General features: G+C 45.5%; 16 protein-coding genes. 11 read left to right on the top strand and 5 right to left on the bottom strand.

All coding sequences use genetic code 11. From position 1 onward, the window contains the following. Window positions 1–187 precede the first annotated feature (187 nt). Entirely contained in the window at window positions 188–658 is a 471-nt protein-coding gene (locus NSQ20_RS21245; protein WP_340030823.1) for a DUF2188 domain-containing protein, read from the bottom strand. Window positions 659–1,049: 391 nt separating this feature from the next. On the opposite strand from NSQ20_RS21245, the gene NSQ20_RS21240 reads away from it, so the two are divergent. The 3 genes from NSQ20_RS21240 (at window position 1,050) to NSQ20_RS21230 (ending at window position 3,913) form a co-directional block, all read left to right on the top strand. Continuing rightward, window positions 1,050–1,850 carry a lipid II flippase Amj family protein gene (locus NSQ20_RS21240; RefSeq protein WP_340030822.1) on the top strand — a complete coding sequence of 267 codons (801 nt, stop codon included), beginning with the start codon at window positions 1,050–1,052 and terminating at the stop codon, window positions 1,848–1,850. 137 nt (window positions 1,851–1,987) lie between these two features. Beyond that, on the top strand, window positions 1,988–2,596 hold the full coding sequence (locus tag NSQ20_RS21235) for a TetR family transcriptional regulator C-terminal domain-containing protein (RefSeq protein ID WP_340030821.1): 609 nt from the start codon (window positions 1,988–1,990) through the stop codon (window positions 2,594–2,596). 81 nt (window positions 2,597–2,677) lie between these two features. Continuing rightward, window positions 2,678–3,913 carry an MFS transporter gene (locus NSQ20_RS21230; RefSeq protein WP_340030819.1) on the top strand — a complete coding sequence of 412 codons (1,236 nt, stop codon included), beginning with the start codon at window positions 2,678–2,680 and terminating at the stop codon, window positions 3,911–3,913. 103 nt (window positions 3,914–4,016) lie between these two features. Here the strand turns inward: NSQ20_RS21230 and msrA are convergent, their stop codons facing one another. After that, complete coding sequence (msrA, locus tag NSQ20_RS21225; protein WP_340030818.1) at window positions 4,017–4,979, bottom strand: peptide-methionine (S)-S-oxide reductase MsrA; 963 nt, start codon at window positions 4,977–4,979, stop codon at window positions 4,017–4,019. 181 nt (window positions 4,980–5,160) lie between these two features. Continuing rightward, entirely contained in the window at window positions 5,161–5,772 is a 612-nt protein-coding gene (locus NSQ20_RS21220; RefSeq protein WP_036614914.1) for a VTT domain-containing protein, read from the bottom strand. Window positions 5,773–5,971: 199 nt separating this feature from the next. Between NSQ20_RS21220 and NSQ20_RS21215 the strand changes: the two genes are divergently transcribed. Further along, on the top strand, window positions 5,972–6,910 hold the full coding sequence (locus tag NSQ20_RS21215) for a Gfo/Idh/MocA family oxidoreductase (protein WP_340030817.1): 939 nt from the start codon (window positions 5,972–5,974) through the stop codon (window positions 6,908–6,910). Between the two features lie 31 nt (window positions 6,911–6,941). Then, window positions 6,942–7,256, top strand: a complete 315-nt coding sequence (locus tag NSQ20_RS21210) for a hypothetical protein (RefSeq protein ID WP_036614451.1) — start codon at window positions 6,942–6,944, stop codon at window positions 7,254–7,256. Window positions 7,257–7,281: 25 nt separating this feature from the next. Here NSQ20_RS21210 and NSQ20_RS21205 read toward each other — a convergent pair whose 3' ends face one another. Then, entirely contained in the window at window positions 7,282–8,100 is an 819-nt protein-coding gene (locus NSQ20_RS21205) for an AraC family transcriptional regulator (protein WP_036674960.1), read from the bottom strand. Window positions 8,101–8,290: 190 nt separating this feature from the next. Between NSQ20_RS21205 and NSQ20_RS21200 the strand changes: the two genes are divergently transcribed. The 6 genes from NSQ20_RS21200 to NSQ20_RS21175 all read left to right on the top strand — a co-directional run bounded on the left by NSQ20_RS21200 (window position 8,291) and on the right by NSQ20_RS21175 (window position 13,791). Next, window positions 8,291–9,403: a Gfo/Idh/MocA family oxidoreductase gene (locus NSQ20_RS21200; protein ID WP_340030816.1), complete on the top strand. Its 1,113-nt coding sequence runs from the start codon at window positions 8,291–8,293 to the stop codon at window positions 9,401–9,403. A 201-nt stretch (window positions 9,404–9,604) separates the two neighbouring features. Beyond that, the gene (locus NSQ20_RS21195; protein WP_036674961.1) at window positions 9,605–10,573 is read left to right on the top strand and encodes a sugar phosphate isomerase/epimerase; all 969 of its coding nucleotides are present in this window, start codon (window positions 9,605–9,607) and stop codon (window positions 10,571–10,573) included. Between the two features lie 24 nt (window positions 10,574–10,597). Then, a complete protein-coding gene (locus NSQ20_RS21190; protein WP_017687549.1) occupies window positions 10,598–11,326 on the top strand; it encodes a trehalose utilization protein ThuA in 729 nt (242 codons plus the stop codon). 331 nt (window positions 11,327–11,657) lie between these two features. Continuing rightward, complete coding sequence (locus NSQ20_RS21185) at window positions 11,658–11,954, top strand: helix-turn-helix domain-containing protein (RefSeq protein WP_074096966.1); 297 nt, start codon at window positions 11,658–11,660, stop codon at window positions 11,952–11,954. Between the two features lie 194 nt (window positions 11,955–12,148). Continuing rightward, window positions 12,149–12,880 (top strand): hypothetical protein, encoded by a 732-nt coding sequence (locus NSQ20_RS21180; protein ID WP_340030815.1) that lies wholly within the window; start codon window positions 12,149–12,151, stop codon window positions 12,878–12,880. A 197-nt stretch (window positions 12,881–13,077) separates the two neighbouring features. After that, on the top strand, window positions 13,078–13,791 hold the full coding sequence (locus NSQ20_RS21175; RefSeq protein ID WP_017687552.1) for a hypothetical protein: 714 nt from the start codon (window positions 13,078–13,080) through the stop codon (window positions 13,789–13,791). Window positions 13,792–13,878: 87 nt separating this feature from the next. Here the strand turns inward: NSQ20_RS21175 and NSQ20_RS21170 are convergent, their stop codons facing one another. After that, the gene (locus NSQ20_RS21170; RefSeq protein WP_036614443.1) at window positions 13,879–14,595 is read right to left on the bottom strand and encodes a Crp/Fnr family transcriptional regulator; all 717 of its coding nucleotides are present in this window, start codon (window positions 14,593–14,595) and stop codon (window positions 13,879–13,881) included. Window positions 14,596–14,651: the final 56 nt, after the last annotated feature.

Raw genomic sequence — 14,651 nt, 5'->3', positions numbered from 1 at the left:
AACCATAACCTGCATGCATCATATTCAGGTCTTGATAGTTAAAGTTCATACAAAAATCCCTTTTGACTGCTCTTCAGCAGCAAAAGGGATTTTGTTGTTTTTGCGCATGGAATGATTTTATATTCGCTGAACTGTGGAATGATAGACCACTGTGAAAACAGCCATTTTCCGATGTCATCCGATTCATTCAGGGTTTGATCGAAGAAGCAATCTGACCATCCTGATTATGGATAATCGCTCGAATATTTTGTTTGCTACTCAGTTCTTTGGCCTTATTTACAGCTTCTGCCTTAGTATCAAATGTGGACAGATAGGTAGACTTTCCTTCTTCTTTGATCGCCCAGCCGGAGTCAGTAGGCACGACATGGATGTTGTCATGACTTTTGGACGAAGAGACGGGCTCGGAATGACGACGATCTGTGGAAGACGACTTTTTAGGGTTGGAATTATCGGAAGAAGATGTGGAGTCCGATTTCGAACTTTCCGGTGTAGGATTATTCTCATCCCATTCTTCCGCCTTAGCTGTCGCTATGGCAATGGAGCGCCCTTCCTCATACCCGTCATCGAGCAGAGCATTGGCAATCTCAATTGCTTTATGTCTAACACGTGGCTCCAGGTTCTTCATGGATACCGGATAATCCTGTTTGTTCCAAGGCATATGAACCCCTCCTATACAGTAATGGATTAGTTGTATATTACCCTGTGAGGGGAGGGATAAACGATGAACAGCCGAGGTCGTAAGTGCATTTACCGATGATCTATATAAATTGAAATAAACATTTACACGAAACGGAGAGGACAGAAAAAACCTGAAGAAACGAAGTGTTCGCCTTTATCCCCGGATTTACCCCTTTCTAAAAGGAATCAAAAAATCTGGGGATAACAGCGATCGGAAGGTTGTTCTGTCATCGGAGTGTCCCAGTGTAAACATTCTTTATTTCAACTTATATAAAAGGATCTCGTTCCTATACTTTTGCAAGCCAGAGGAGTATAATGCTGTCCATGAAAGAAATAAGTTCAATAACAGGAATATAAAGGAGTACATACATATGTTTAGTCTTAGCTTGGCAATCCCTATGCTGTTCACAATGCTGATTCATACCGCAGACAGCTTGTCATACGCGCTCCGCCTTGGTGGACTACGCACCCGCAGAATCGCTCTGGCCATTTCTTTGGCAGGTATCTTGCTGCTGGTTTCTAGAACCTCGAATATGGCGCAGGGCCCAATGGTAGGTAATCTGGTGGATACTGCAACACGTGGAGCCAATCCACACTTTGCGGCGCAGCTGCACTGGTTAATGGGTGCGGCAACAATTGGAACGGCATTAGCCATATTGTGTTTTCCAACCATGGTGAAGCTCTCATCAAGAATGGTTGTACATTTTGAAGCAGCCGGTTCCATCCCTGCGATGGTTCGCGGTATGCTGAAGCGAAGCAAGATTAGAAATGCAACGTATTACATCACCCTGCCATCCTGGAAGATGGCCAAACGATTGGTACAACATGGGATGCCAAGACGGTTAATGCTGCTTAATGTAGCGGTAACCGCAATCTATACCACAGGTGTCCTGTCCAGCTTATACGCAGCGTACCTTTACCCAGGGCAGGCTGTAGCTGCATCCCAATCAACCGGGTTAATTAACGGAATAGCGACTATTTTGTTAACCATCCTGATTGATCCGCGGATTTCCCTGCTCAGTGACAAATCATTACGTGGCGAGATCCGTTTGGATCGCATGAATCAGATTTATGGTTGCATGCTCGTATCCCGTTTATTCGGTACACTGTTGGCACAGTTGTTATTAATTCCATTTGCGTATTGGATCGGTTGGATTGTAAGTATGATGTGACTTCTTCTTTCCTGAATTGTAGCCAGGCACTCTCTTGTACATCCTTTTGAAACAGCAAATGAGAGGGTGCCTGTGCAAAATGAATTGACGGAGTATTTGTGCTGTGATAATATTAGACCGAATAGTCGGTTTAATTTATGGAGGTTTTTCCAATCGAAGTTAAACGAAGAAAAGATGTTACCCAGATAAAGAAAGACATTGCACGTAATACCAAGGAACTGTTTGCCCAAAAGGGATATAGTGCAACTTCCATGGAAGACATATGTACGATTAACAATCGGAGTAAAGGCAGCATCTATTATCATTTCAAAAGCAAAGAAGAGTTATTCATGTATCTAATCAAGCTTAACAATGAAGATTGGATGGATGCTTGGCTGGACAAAGAATCCGGGTATAAGACTGCCATAGACAAATTGTACGGACTTGCTGATCATTACGTGGATGATTTGGCTAACCCGCTGAATCACGCCATTAACGAGTTTGTCTCGGGTCAGGTCGTCAGTCAGGAGATGCTTGATGAGATGCTTTCCCTGATCCGAATTCCGTATGCGACATACGAGTCCATTATTACTAAAGGGATGGAAGATGGGGAGTTAAAACCGGATGACCCACAGGATGTAATGCACATTATCTACGGTCTGTTTAGCGGATTGACTACACTCTATTATGAGAAGGACCTGACGGAGATTCGTCGTATTTACCACAAAGGCATGGCCGGTCTGCTGGCAGGCATTCAACAACGTTAACCATGAAAAGCTGATGTAACGTCAGTTTTTCTTTTTAAATATTAATAAACCGGACAGTCGGTTTAAAAGAGGAGATGGAATATGAACACATTGTTCAGAAACAAAGCTTTTTTAATCGTGACAGGGTCTGATCTGCTGCAAAATCTGGCGATATGGATCCGGAATATGGCAATCCTCTATTATGTAATGGATCGAACTCAAGGAAGTCCAATAGCTGTCTCGCTGATTACCGTACTTGAATATGCACCGATTTTTGTTTTCTCCATCATAGGCGGTGCACTTGCTGATCGCTGGAATCACAAACGTACGATGATACTGGGGGATATTCTGAGTGCGTTGTCTATTGTCATGATTATTGGCGTTTTATCTTCTGGGTATTGGCAGATTCTATACGTAGCCACGTTTGTATCCTCTATCGTTAGCCAGTTTTCTCAACCATCCTCTCTAAAGATTGTGAGGCGAAATGTAAAGGGAGAACATTTGCAGTCTGCAATTGCTATCACCCAGAGTGGTCAATCGTTGTTTTTAATTCTCGGACCAATCGTCGGAACGTTTATATACACTGCAATGGGCATTCAGGCATCCATGTACGCATTACTCACTTTATTCCTCATCTCTGCGCTTCTACTCACATTTCTGCCTAAAGACGCCACCCAGCGGGAAACAAATACCTCATTATTAGCGGATATCAAAGAGGGGTGGCAATATGTTGCTCGATCTCGCTCGTTAAAAATGCTTAGTTTGGTATTCATCTGTATAGGGCTTTCTGCGGGTCTCATCAGCCCACTTGGAATATTTCTGATCACCGAACGTCTGGGACTTGAAGCAACGTCGTTACAGTTTCTCTCTGGAGCGTCCGGAATAGGTTTATTGATTGGAGGAGGTATTGCGGCTGCTGTAAGTGCCAAGCTGAACCAGACCTTAACTCTGCTTGTAGGTGTGCTGTGTCTGGCTGTAGCCACGATGGGGGAAGTGTTATCCAGTTGGTTCTGGTTGACCCTTTTGATCAGCTTCTTAAGCTCAATCAGTATGGCATTCATCAACGTCATCATCTCCACATACTTGGTCACTCGGATCGATGAGCATTTGATCGGGAGAGTGAACGGCACCATCACACCTTTATTCATAGGAAGTATGCTTCTTGGATCTTCCATGGCAGGTGTACTGATGAACAGCACATCCATTTTTATCGTCTACGCAATCTCGGTTACCGTGATGATCCTGGGTATTGTTCCAGCGATGCGAATTCAATTTCGTAATGATCAGACGGCTCCTGCCAATCAATTGAATTCGGAAATCTCTTCGAGCCAAACCTAATCAATGCATTCTTGTGCAACAATAGTTCGTCTATGAAAACAAGAATGTACAACAAAAAAGCAGCGGGATCATCCCACTGCTCTTTTTGTATTTGTATTATAACTTATTGGAAAAGGACGGCGTACTCACCGTATCCTTCTTTTTGCAACTCTTCTTTGGGTACAAAACGAAGTGCCGCAGAGTTGATGCAATAACGCATTCCACCTGCTTCGGCAGGACCATCGTTGAACAGGTGACCCAGATGGGAATCGCCCTCACGACTTCTCACTTCGGTACGAATCATGAAGTGGCTGAGATCAGTTTTTTCCTTCACGTTGTGGTCACGCAATGGACGTGTGAAGCTCGGCCAGCCGCAGCCGGAGTCGTATTTGTCGGTAGAACTGAACAATGGCTCGCCAGATACGATGTCCACATAGATACCATCACCGTGGTGATCCCAGAATTCGTTATGGAATGCAGGCTCGGTCGCGCTGTTCTGCGTAACTTCATATTGAAGCGGCGTCAAACGCTCTTTCAGCCCGCCTTTATCCACGTTACCGGTCCAGTTGCGTTCGATGAAATCTACACGTCCAGAACCTTTGCTGTAGCGTTTGTAATGGGCAGGGTTCTTCCGGTGATAATTTTGGTGATGTTCTTCCGCTTCATAGAACGGTTTGGCTGGCAAAATCGGAGTGAAGATTGGTTTATCAAAATGTCCACTTTGTCCCAGCTCCGCTTTGGAAGCTTCCGCAATCTGGCGCTGTTCTTCACTGTGATAGAAGATGGCCGTCTGATAGGAAGATCCACGGTCATGGAATTGCCCGCCTGTATCCGTAGGATCAATCTGCTGCCAGAACAGTTCAACCAGTTTCTTATAAGGGAAGATGGCAGGGTCAAACGTAATTTGCACAGCTTCTACATGTCCTGTTGTCTCCGAGCAGACTTCTTCATATGTTGGATTCTCGGTATGTCCTCCTGTATAACCCGATACGATCTTATGAATACCGGGCAGTTCTTCAAAGGGGGATACCATACACCAGAAGCATCCGCCTGCAAAAGTTGCTAACTCACTTGAATGTTGTTCCATGCTATAGTCACTCCATTTCTGATGAAGATTTAGCGCTCGTGTTCGAGCTCCAGCAATCTACCGTTTTATTAAAACTTGTTACACAAGCATTAGGCTTGCTCTTCTATTATATCCTGAATTGGCAAGCCAACCAAGCCGGAATGAAAACAAGCTGAATCTGAACGGTTTGCTAATTCTGAATTCAGGCTTTGTTGCGTGACCGAAAGCGAAATAAGAGCAATACAATGGCCATGAACACCAGATATCCGGCAAGGATGGCCAAGCTCAACCAGATTGAGGTTTCAGCTTGTGCACCTGCATAGGCAAATACAAAAATCGCTGGCATTTTCCCAATGGCCGTGGCAAGCATGAAGACCCAGAATGGCGTGTACGTTATACCTGCGTAGATATTAACGGCCATCTGAGGCACGATCGGCAACAGTCGCATCGACATGACACCCATGAACGGATGTGCTTCCATCCATGTGGTAAAACGGTTCAGACCCCGAATACGTTCGAGGTACGATCTCGCCTGATGTCTGAAGATGGTTCTTGCTCCGCCATACACGAGCATGGCTGCAAGTGTGGTGCCAAGCCAGCATATCCAGGCTGCCGTGGTGGTACCGTAACTGTAACCAAAGGCGATAATAACAAACTTATAAGGAATTACAGGCACAAGAGCAAACAATGTTGCCATGGCGAGTAACAGCGGAATGGACTGATGAAGATCTGTCCAGGCCAGCAGTTCATATCTGTAAATAAACGTGACTCCTGCAAGTAAAACATATAACAGAAGCCATAACCATTTTCGCAAAATCCCAAACGCTCCTTTCAGATCAGGCAGGTCTGGTCGTGTCCCGATCTGTACTGCTGTTCCTCCTAAGTTTACCACGTTCGCCCATTGTCTGAACAATTCGTGCGAAGTGTGCTGCAATCACTGGCAAGTTGCTGTCCGAAGGGTTACACTATAGGACGTGGAAATATAGAACCGAACTGAAGGTGGAATGATCATCATGGAAACAACCCAACGTAAACGAGTTGCAATTATCGGCCTCGGCGATATTGCACGTAAAGTATATTTGCCGCTGTTAACAGCTCATCCGAACGTGGAGATTGTAGGCATTATGAACCGATCTCCGGAGCCGGTCAAAGCCGTTCAGGAGGCGTATCGATTAGAACGGGGAACAACGGATCTGAAAGAACTGTTGTCCTGGGACTTGGATGCGGTGTTTGTACATACAGCAACGGAAGCGCACTTTGACATTGTCATGCAATGTCTGGAACAGGGATTAGCCGTGTACGTAGACAAGCCGTTATCCTATACGATTCGGGAGTCGGAAGAGATGACTGCTTTTGCCGAGGCACAAGGGCTGTTGCTGGCAGTGGGCTTCAACCGCAGATTCGCACCGATGTACCAAAAAGCGAAAGAATGGATGCAGGCTGGAAAAGGCTTCGAGTCTCTGACAGTGACCAAACATCGTACAGGCATTCAGGATCGTCCTGCGGCAGAAACCATCTATGATGATCTCATCCATATACTGGATCTGATGTTGTGGTACTCGGATCATAATGTGGAGTTGCTTCATCAATGGATTCGGAAGAATGATCTGGACAGACTGCTGCATGCAACCGGAACGGCTAAGCTGGGCAGAACAGCCTACGGTCGATTCGATATGGTGCGTGAAGCTGGAGCAGATCTGGAGAAGATTGAATTGCATGGTGGTGGACGATCTGTTGAAGTGGTGAACATGGACACGATCAGCTGCATGGAACAGGGGAGTCTGGAAACCAAAGAAACGTTCGGGAGCTGGGACACCGTGTTAACACGCAGAGGTTTTAGCGGAGCAGTTGATAATTTCCTGGCTTGTCTGGAATCACCTGATGATTGCCTGATCAGTGCAAGTCATGTCATGGACAGTCATGAACTGGCGGAACAATTGATTCGCAAATAAGAGCAGAATACACATACGGAGGATACAAGTCATGGATGAATATGAAAAGGAACGTAATAAACAGATCGAGGAAGCTGTTGTAGAAACCTATAAACAGGAAGAAGAGATGATGATCCTCGTATTTGCCCAGTGGTGTGTCAATAATGGTTTGGACCCGGAAGAGATGTACCGGCAAGCCTACCCGAATCAGCAGAGCAACGAGCGTTTGCAGCAGGTGCAGAAGCTGATTGTATCCAAGGAGGAAGCCGGTGAGATCCCGGATGATACGGTACTTGGCGTGTTGTCCATGTTTGGCAATGAAGATCTGGCGATGGTTGTATCCGAGGCCATAGCCGCGCGCAAATAAGTTCAACTTACGTATACTGGTATGATTACATCTGTTCCCGGTGAATGACGCGGAATTCCTTCGGAGACATGCCGAACCGGGAACGGAATACCCGATGAAAATAGGTATAGTTGTTAAAGCCGGAAGACTCAGACACTTGCTCCAGGGTCATTGGACTGAAAATAATCCGTTCCCTGGCCATATTCAGCCGTACGTCAAGCGTGTATTGCATGATGCTTTTACCAAACGCTTCTTTGAAGAGATGAACACCCCGTGAGACACTGATACCAATATGTGTTGCCACATCATCGAGCTTGAATAAAGAGGAAGCGTTTTCTTCAATGTAGTTTTTGATCTCATAAGCCACATAATTGGTGTTGGTTATCGTCGGATGCTCCGCGAGCAGACGATCCACTTCGAGACATAAAATTCGCATATAATAACTTGAAATTTCCGGATAAGGATTGGAGATGCGGCGCTGCTCCAGTACGAGCTGTCGAAACAGGACCAAGAGACTTTCCGTCAGTTCGACTTTGATCCGGGTCGGCCGTTTGTGCCGTTTCCACCACTCATCCACCCAGGAACCATTAAAGAAGATGTGATAGTCACCACTCTCCACCAGTCGTTCTCCCATCGGATTGGTTTCATTGTCTATTCTCAGCTCATAGGGTTCGTCAGGATCAAAAAGAAGCAGATCGCCCGCATCCACCAGGGACATGTCCCCGTCTATGCGTGCACGGCAACGTCCGTCTGTTTGCAGTCTTAACAGGTAGTTCTTCACCCCTTCAGGCTGCACCATAGCGTAGGGTTTTCGATGAAATGAAAAGCCTGCTGTAAGAACTTGGCAGGTTTGATCTGTCGGCATGGGCATACTCCTTGCAATTTGAAAATTATGACCAGATAGTTCATGTTTCAATCATATTATTCATTTTAATTGAAGCTGAAACGGAATACCATAGTATTAGATTTAAGGAACAGGAAACATCCAACAAAACATATGTATCTCAACCATTCAAACGCAGATTTTCACCATGCGTAAGGAGATGAACATCACAGTGGAGAAAATGAAAGCAGGCATCATCGGGTGTGGTAACATCAGCGCCATCTACTTGGAAAATCTCAAAAACAACCCGGTCATTGAAGTCGTGGCTGTTGCGGATTTGATTCGTGAACGCGCTCAGGAACGGGCAGATGAATTTAATATCGCAAACGTTTACAATGTAGATGAGTTGCTGCAAAATAACGAAATTGAATTTGTGTTGAACCTTACGGTTCCTGGCAGTCATGCCATGACCGATCTGGCTGCACTCGAAGCAGGCAAACATGTGTATGCCGAGAAGCCGCTGGCAATTTCTCTTGAGGATGGTCGCAAGGTTGTTGAGTTGGCTGAGGAAAAGGGATTGTATGTTGGTTCTGCACCGGATACCTTCCTTGGTTCAGGCATACAGACAGCTCGTAAAGCCATTGAGGATGGGCTCATTGGCAAGCCGGTTGCAGCGACTTCATTCTTTATGGGTGGAGGACCAGAAGCTTGGCATCCTAATCCGGAGTTCTTTTATGTCGCAGGTGGCGGACCGATGTTTGATATGGGACCTTACTACCTGACCGCTCTGATTACGCTGCTTGGACCGATACGCAGAATCAGCGCCTCGGCAGGCATACAGATTGCAGATCGCAAGATTGGCTCTGGGCCGAAGGAAGGCACAGCACTGCAAGTAGAGACGCCTACCCACTTGGCAGGAACCATTGATTTTGCAGAGGGTGCCATTGCAACCATGATCACCAGTTTTGATATTCGTGGAGCTTCGGATCTGCCACGTATTGAAATCTATGGTACAGAAGGTACGCTTAGTGTACCGGACCCCAATTATTTTAACGGGGAAGTGAAGGTTCGCAGATACGGTCAAGACACTTGGGAGACGGTCAAACCAGTCTTCGAAAGTGGACAAAACGAACGAGGCATCGGCGTAACGGAAATGGTTGAATCCATTCGTGCCGGACGGGAACACAAAGCCAGTGGCAAGCTTGCTTATCACGTACTGGAAGCCATGCATTCATTCCAGCGTTCTTCACTTGAAGGCAAGCACATACATCTGGAAAGCAGCTATGATTCTTTTGCAGTAACTCGCACAGTTCAAACTGAGATTGAAACCGTGGAATCCCACTAGTCTGAGCAATAAGTGTTCGAAGCTTGATGCTCTTACGAGTGAAGCAGAATAACCAGTATTCTTACGTTCAATTTCAGGATAGAAACACTCTCGATTTTCCACACTAATCAAACAGGCATGTGATCTGAACGGTAATTGTATACAGTTCAATATTCATGAATTCAGCAATCATACGATATCTAATCCAGGGAGGAATCGCACTTGAAACTCGGCGTATTTTTGGTACTATTCGGAGGACGTAAATTGGAGGATGCTCTTGATTATGTAGCATCCAAGGGATTAAAAGCAGTAGAGATCGGAACAGGTGGACATCCAGGCAATGCACATTGTAAGCCAGATGAGTTGTTAAGTAATCCTACAGCATTGAAAAATTTCAAAAATGCAGTGGAATCACGTGGTTTGACGATCAGTGCACTCAGCTGTCATGGTAACCCGCTACATCCGCAAAAGGATATTGCCAAAGGATTTCACGATGATTTTGTTAAAACGGTAGAACTGGCTGAGAAGCTGGAAGTACCTGTAGTGAATACATTCTCCGGTTGTCCGGGAGACCATGAGGATGCCAAATATCCGAACTGGCCTGTTGCACCATGGCCGAATGATTTCCAGGAAATCCTGAAGTGGCAGTGGGAGAACAAAGTTATCCCTTACTGGACAGAGTGGGGTAAATTTGCAGCAGATCGTAACGTAAAAGTTGGATTGGAGCTGCACGGTGGATTCTCCGTTCATACACCAGCAACCTTGCTGAGACTGCGTGAAGCAGCAGGTGAAGTGATCGGAGCCAATCTGGACCCAAGTCACATGTGGTGGCAAGGTATTGATCCGGTTCAGGCAATTCACATCCTGGGACGTGAAGGAGCCATCCATCACTTCCATGCAAAAGATACAACGATTGATCCGGTCAACGTGAACAAACACGGTGTAACGGATATGCAGGACTATACCAATATGCTGGATCGGGCTTGGCAGTTCCGCTCGGTTGGTTATGGACATGATAACAAGACATGGGCAGACATTATGAGTGCCTTGCGTCTGGTCGGATATGATTATGTAGTAAGTATTGAACACGAAGACGGTCTGATGTCGGTTGAAGAAGGATTCTCTAAAGCTGTGCAAAATCTCCAGCAAGTATTAATCGAAGAACCGCTGGGCGATATGTGGTGGGTTTAGAGCTACACTAGGGGGAAATTGAATATGATCAACGTCACCATTTGGAATGAATTTGTCCATGAGAAAATTCACGATGAAGTAAGGGAAGTCTACCCGGATGGTCTGCATCGAGCACTGGCTGACGGACTTGGCGGCGAAGGCTTTGCTATTCGTACAGCTACACTGGATCAGCCTGAACATGGATTAAGTGATGAAGTGCTGAATTCCACAGATGTGCTCATATGGTGGGGACATATGGCACATGATCGCGTAAGCGATGAGATCTCACAGAAGGTTGCGCAGCGAGTGCTGAACGGGATGGGAATGATTGTGCTCCATTCAGGTCATTTCTCCAAACCATTCAAAGCGCTGATGGGAACAAGCTGCGATCTGAAGTGGCGTGTAGCTGACGAGCAGGAAATTGTATGGTGTGTTAACCCATCTCATCCGATTGCGGATGGCATCGAAGGCAAGATTGTATTGGAAAAAGAAGAGATGTACGGTGAATTCTTCGATATTCCAGTACCGGATGAACTGGTGTTTGTGAGCAACTTCCAGGGTGGGGAAGTATTCCGGAGCGGATGTACGTTCCGGCGTGGTGAAGGTAAAATCTTTTATTTCCGACCAGGTCATGAGACGTATCCGACCTATTACAAACCGGAAATATTAAGAGTGATCAGCAACGCAGTGAAATGGGCATATCCTGCCCGCAGCTTTAAGCCGGAATTTGGCAAGAGCGAACCTGTAAGACCATTTGGTGGCGTGCTGGTCTAATTCACTAACTCAATCGTGTAATGGAAATTATAAGTTTTATTCAAAAAGAACCCTTCTCCGAGTCATTGATGACTGTGGCAGCTGGGTTCTTTTTGGGTAAGATAGTACTATGGGGAAGTTATACGATATTTCCCATGGTGACGACGTAGCGTGTAATGTATACTGGGATGTATGATCCATTTTGGATGATATGCTTCTAAAATTTAAACTTTTTAGTTGCAGGCGTTTTCTTTGAAGCTTAAATATGTTATTATGAAATATACTAACAAAATGTAAGTTGATTTGAGTGATCTCTAAAGAGGTGATTAATGTGGAAGGTCAAGACTTGCGGATGTGTCCGCGTTTTGAGACGGCGTTTTCTTTTTTGGGCAAGCGCTGGAATGGTTTAATTATTCAAACATTGATGAGTGGTTCGAAGCGATTCAAGGATATCTCCAATCTGATTCCATCCATGAGTGATAAGATGTTATCCGAACGGATGAAAGATCTGGAGAGTGAAGGTATTCTGGTTCGTCACGTCTATCCCGAGACGCCAGTTCGTATTGAATATGAACTGACGGATAAAGGTAGAGCGCTCCAGCCTGTCATGAATCAAATTCAAGACTGGGCTGAGCAGTGGGTTGACTAACGCATAAGCAATATCACCCACTTTTGTTGCATGAATGACATAGACTCCTGATTTCTGTGGAAATCAGGGGTTTTTGTCTTAAGTACTATGTTGATCGGCGTTTTTCTCTTGGGCTATGCACATGTTGTCATGAGTTGTAGTATAATCTATAGAAAATGGCCACAGACGGCCGGAGCGAAGGAGGCCCACTTGTCATGAGAGAAGAAAGCTTATCCCGTGAAGTACGCTACGGCAAAAAAGATATTGCAGAACTTGAGAGCGCATCCATTCAGGTCCATCTCATTTACAAAAAAGCTGCAGAGTTGTTTAAGCGCACAGCATATTCCCGTTCGGTTAAGGATGATCTTGCCGAAGTGAATACGCATTCTGTGAACAGCGATGGTCTGAAATTAGCTCCGGCGGTGCTGCAAAAATGGATTCAAACGTCCAGGGGCTGGAAGTGTATCGGATGTGAGCTGGGACAACCTGATTCAACGATGTCTCAGATGGAAGAAACTATCCGTGGTAAGCAATTGGCTTTAGATGTGGGAGAAGGTCGGTTGGTTCAGGCAGAAATGCTGATTCAGGCGGTTGTCTGGTCTCAATATGAGAAGATTCGAATGTTTGCGCCATGGCTTGGTGATGAACCCTTTTATAGCGTGCAGGAGCTGGATGTCATTGCCCGTTATATTGTGCCTACCTATTTCTCGGAACGGCCTTTGCATGAGCAAGGCAAGGTATTTAAGGTCCATCAACAATATGGGCAGATTCCGTTGTATCAGGAGTATGTAGACGCACCTTCATGTTGCGTGCAGGTTGACGGTGGATTGCTTGAAGGGCGATTGCTGACAGGTGTATACGTATCTGAGGAGCAGTTCTTCGGGCTTAATCCATATCTGAAAGATGGCGATGGAGGACGGACATACATGCAGGCTAGTGTCCAATGATAACGTAACCAATTAGAACATAAAAATGATATAGATTGGAGAGCCTGTGTGCAGGCTCTCTTTCTTGTACAAGCCTTATTTGGAGGCGGTACCCTATAAAAGTAACGGCTTTGACACTTTTTTTTGCCGAAAGTTGTGCCATAATAGAGGTTATGGACAACAGGGTGAATGATTTTACGCAGGGTGGTGTTACCTACATGATGAAGAAAATCCCCGGTTACATAGGTGTATGTTTGCTCCTACTGGCGATCTTGGCTGGTTGTAGTGAGACTCAGCCTTCTGAGCAGCCAATTGTCAAAGAGACAGAAACAGCGAATACAATCACAGTGGCTGTAGATGGCAGTACGTTTTTGCCTGATGCAACAAAGTCCATTAAGCGAGATTTTAGTGAGGGTTTGACACTCAAAAAAGCATTACTCAATAGCGGACTGGTTGATTTTACGGCAGATGGCAAGCGGATTCAATCCGTGGGTGAAGTTTCTCTGGATTCTTCGCTGAGCTGGGCTGTCAAATTAAACGGCAAGGATATTGAACAGGAAGATTGGGACATGGAGCTTCATGCCAAAGATGAAGTGATCATTTACGTGAAAGCCGCTGACAGTGGGGGGGATGGCGTTGCATATCAGACAACGTTACTCAAGGTTAGCGGTGGGAACATTATGCCAACCCTTAATCGTCAATATGCCGGTGTCTACGTTCAAGAGTGCACAGTTCGCGATGTGTTGAAGTCCAGCGGCATTGTAAGAATGTCGGAGAACAACAAATTTGTCGTTTCGGTCGAAAATGTCACGCCTCGTATGAATGAGCGGTGGGTCATTATGGTGAATGACAAAGAATTAATGGAAAATGGTCTGGACATGAAATTAAATCCACGTGATGCGGTAAAGCTTGAATTGACCAATGCATCCTAAGTATACCAAGAAGCCCAATCTCTTTTTAGAGAACTGGGCTTTTTTTCATTAAATATATAAACAAGATCCGTTCAGCATAGTCAAATATTAAATACGACAGATCTCGTTCGGGCAAAGCTCACAGTGACAGATTCCTTGTAGCATCTTCAGATCTTTGATGACAATCATGCCATTGTCATATTCAATCCCGTCTTTCTTACGCAGGTCGCTTAACATGCGGTTTACACTTTCACGAGTGGCTCCAATCATATTGGACAGGTCCGTGTGGGTAATTTTTTTGTGAATAATGACATGCTCTCCATGAGGCTCACCATACGAATTCGACAACCGAATGAGGGTGGAGCAAAGTGCACCCGGTTTGCCATATAACATAAGATCCCGGAATTTGGTCTGTGTCAACCGGTGGTGGATGCCCATCCATTTCATAAAATCGATCGCGAAGTCACAATGCTGGCAGATTAACATTTCCAGGTCTTTATGTTCCAGTACACCGATCTCACTGTCCTCCAATACTTCCGCTGAGAAGCTGTGTTTAGAGCCAAAGAAGGGATCAGCCTGCCCAATCATATCACCGGATTGATACATGTACATGATCAGTTCCTTGCCTTCATCCGTGGATTTGGTGATCTGGGCACGGCCCCGTTTCATATAATAAAGTTTGTCAGAGATGTCGCCTTCCCAGTACAGATGTGTACCTTCCGGATAGGTTCTATCTTTCATGGTAACCAGCAGATGGTTGAAATTTGCTTCCGAGAAACAGTTAGTATTACCGCGCTTTTCCAGTACAGTTGTTAGTTCTCTCATAAGTCTATCTCCCCTTTATGTCCATCGGACGACCTTCTGTAGTAAGCAGTAGCCTC

This window comes from Paenibacillus sp. FSL K6-1122, assembly GCF_037977015.1.
Classification (GTDB): domain Bacteria; phylum Bacillota; class Bacilli; order Paenibacillales; family Paenibacillaceae; genus Paenibacillus; species Paenibacillus amylolyticus.
The sequence above is the reverse complement of the archived record's forward strand: the minus strand, read 5'-3'. Positions and strand labels throughout refer to the sequence as shown.

Excerpts from the sequence above, each read along its gene's own strand:
- msrA (WP_340030818.1), bottom strand. The coding sequence starts at position 4,979 with ATGGAACAACATTCAAGTGAGTTAGCAACTTTTGCAGGCGGATGCTTC.
- NSQ20_RS21235 (WP_340030821.1), top strand. The coding sequence starts at position 1,988 with ATGGAGGTTTTTCCAATCGAAGTTAAACGAAGAAAAGATGTTACCCAG.
- NSQ20_RS21175 (WP_017687552.1), top strand. The coding sequence starts at position 13,078 with ATGATGAAGAAAATCCCCGGTTACATAGGTGTATGTTTGCTCCTACTG.
- NSQ20_RS21170 (WP_036614443.1), bottom strand. The coding sequence starts at position 14,595 with ATGAGAGAACTAACAACTGTACTGGAAAAGCGCGGTAATACTAACTGT.
- NSQ20_RS21185 (WP_074096966.1), top strand. The coding sequence starts at position 11,658 with ATGTGTCCGCGTTTTGAGACGGCGTTTTCTTTTTTGGGCAAGCGCTGG.
- NSQ20_RS21210 (WP_036614451.1), top strand. The coding sequence starts at position 6,942 with ATGGATGAATATGAAAAGGAACGTAATAAACAGATCGAGGAAGCTGTT.
- NSQ20_RS21240 (WP_340030822.1), top strand. The coding sequence starts at position 1,050 with ATGTTTAGTCTTAGCTTGGCAATCCCTATGCTGTTCACAATGCTGATT.
- NSQ20_RS21205 (WP_036674960.1), bottom strand. The coding sequence starts at position 8,100 with ATGCCGACAGATCAAACCTGCCAAGTTCTTACAGCAGGCTTTTCATTT.
- NSQ20_RS21215 (WP_340030817.1), top strand. The coding sequence starts at position 5,972 with ATGGAAACAACCCAACGTAAACGAGTTGCAATTATCGGCCTCGGCGAT.
- NSQ20_RS21230 (WP_340030819.1), top strand. The coding sequence starts at position 2,678 with ATGAACACATTGTTCAGAAACAAAGCTTTTTTAATCGTGACAGGGTCT.
- NSQ20_RS21190 (WP_017687549.1), top strand. The coding sequence starts at position 10,598 with ATGATCAACGTCACCATTTGGAATGAATTTGTCCATGAGAAAATTCAC.
- NSQ20_RS21245 (WP_340030823.1), bottom strand. The coding sequence starts at position 658 with ATGCCTTGGAACAAACAGGATTATCCGGTATCCATGAAGAACCTGGAG.
- NSQ20_RS21180 (WP_340030815.1), top strand. The coding sequence starts at position 12,149 with ATGAGAGAAGAAAGCTTATCCCGTGAAGTACGCTACGGCAAAAAAGAT.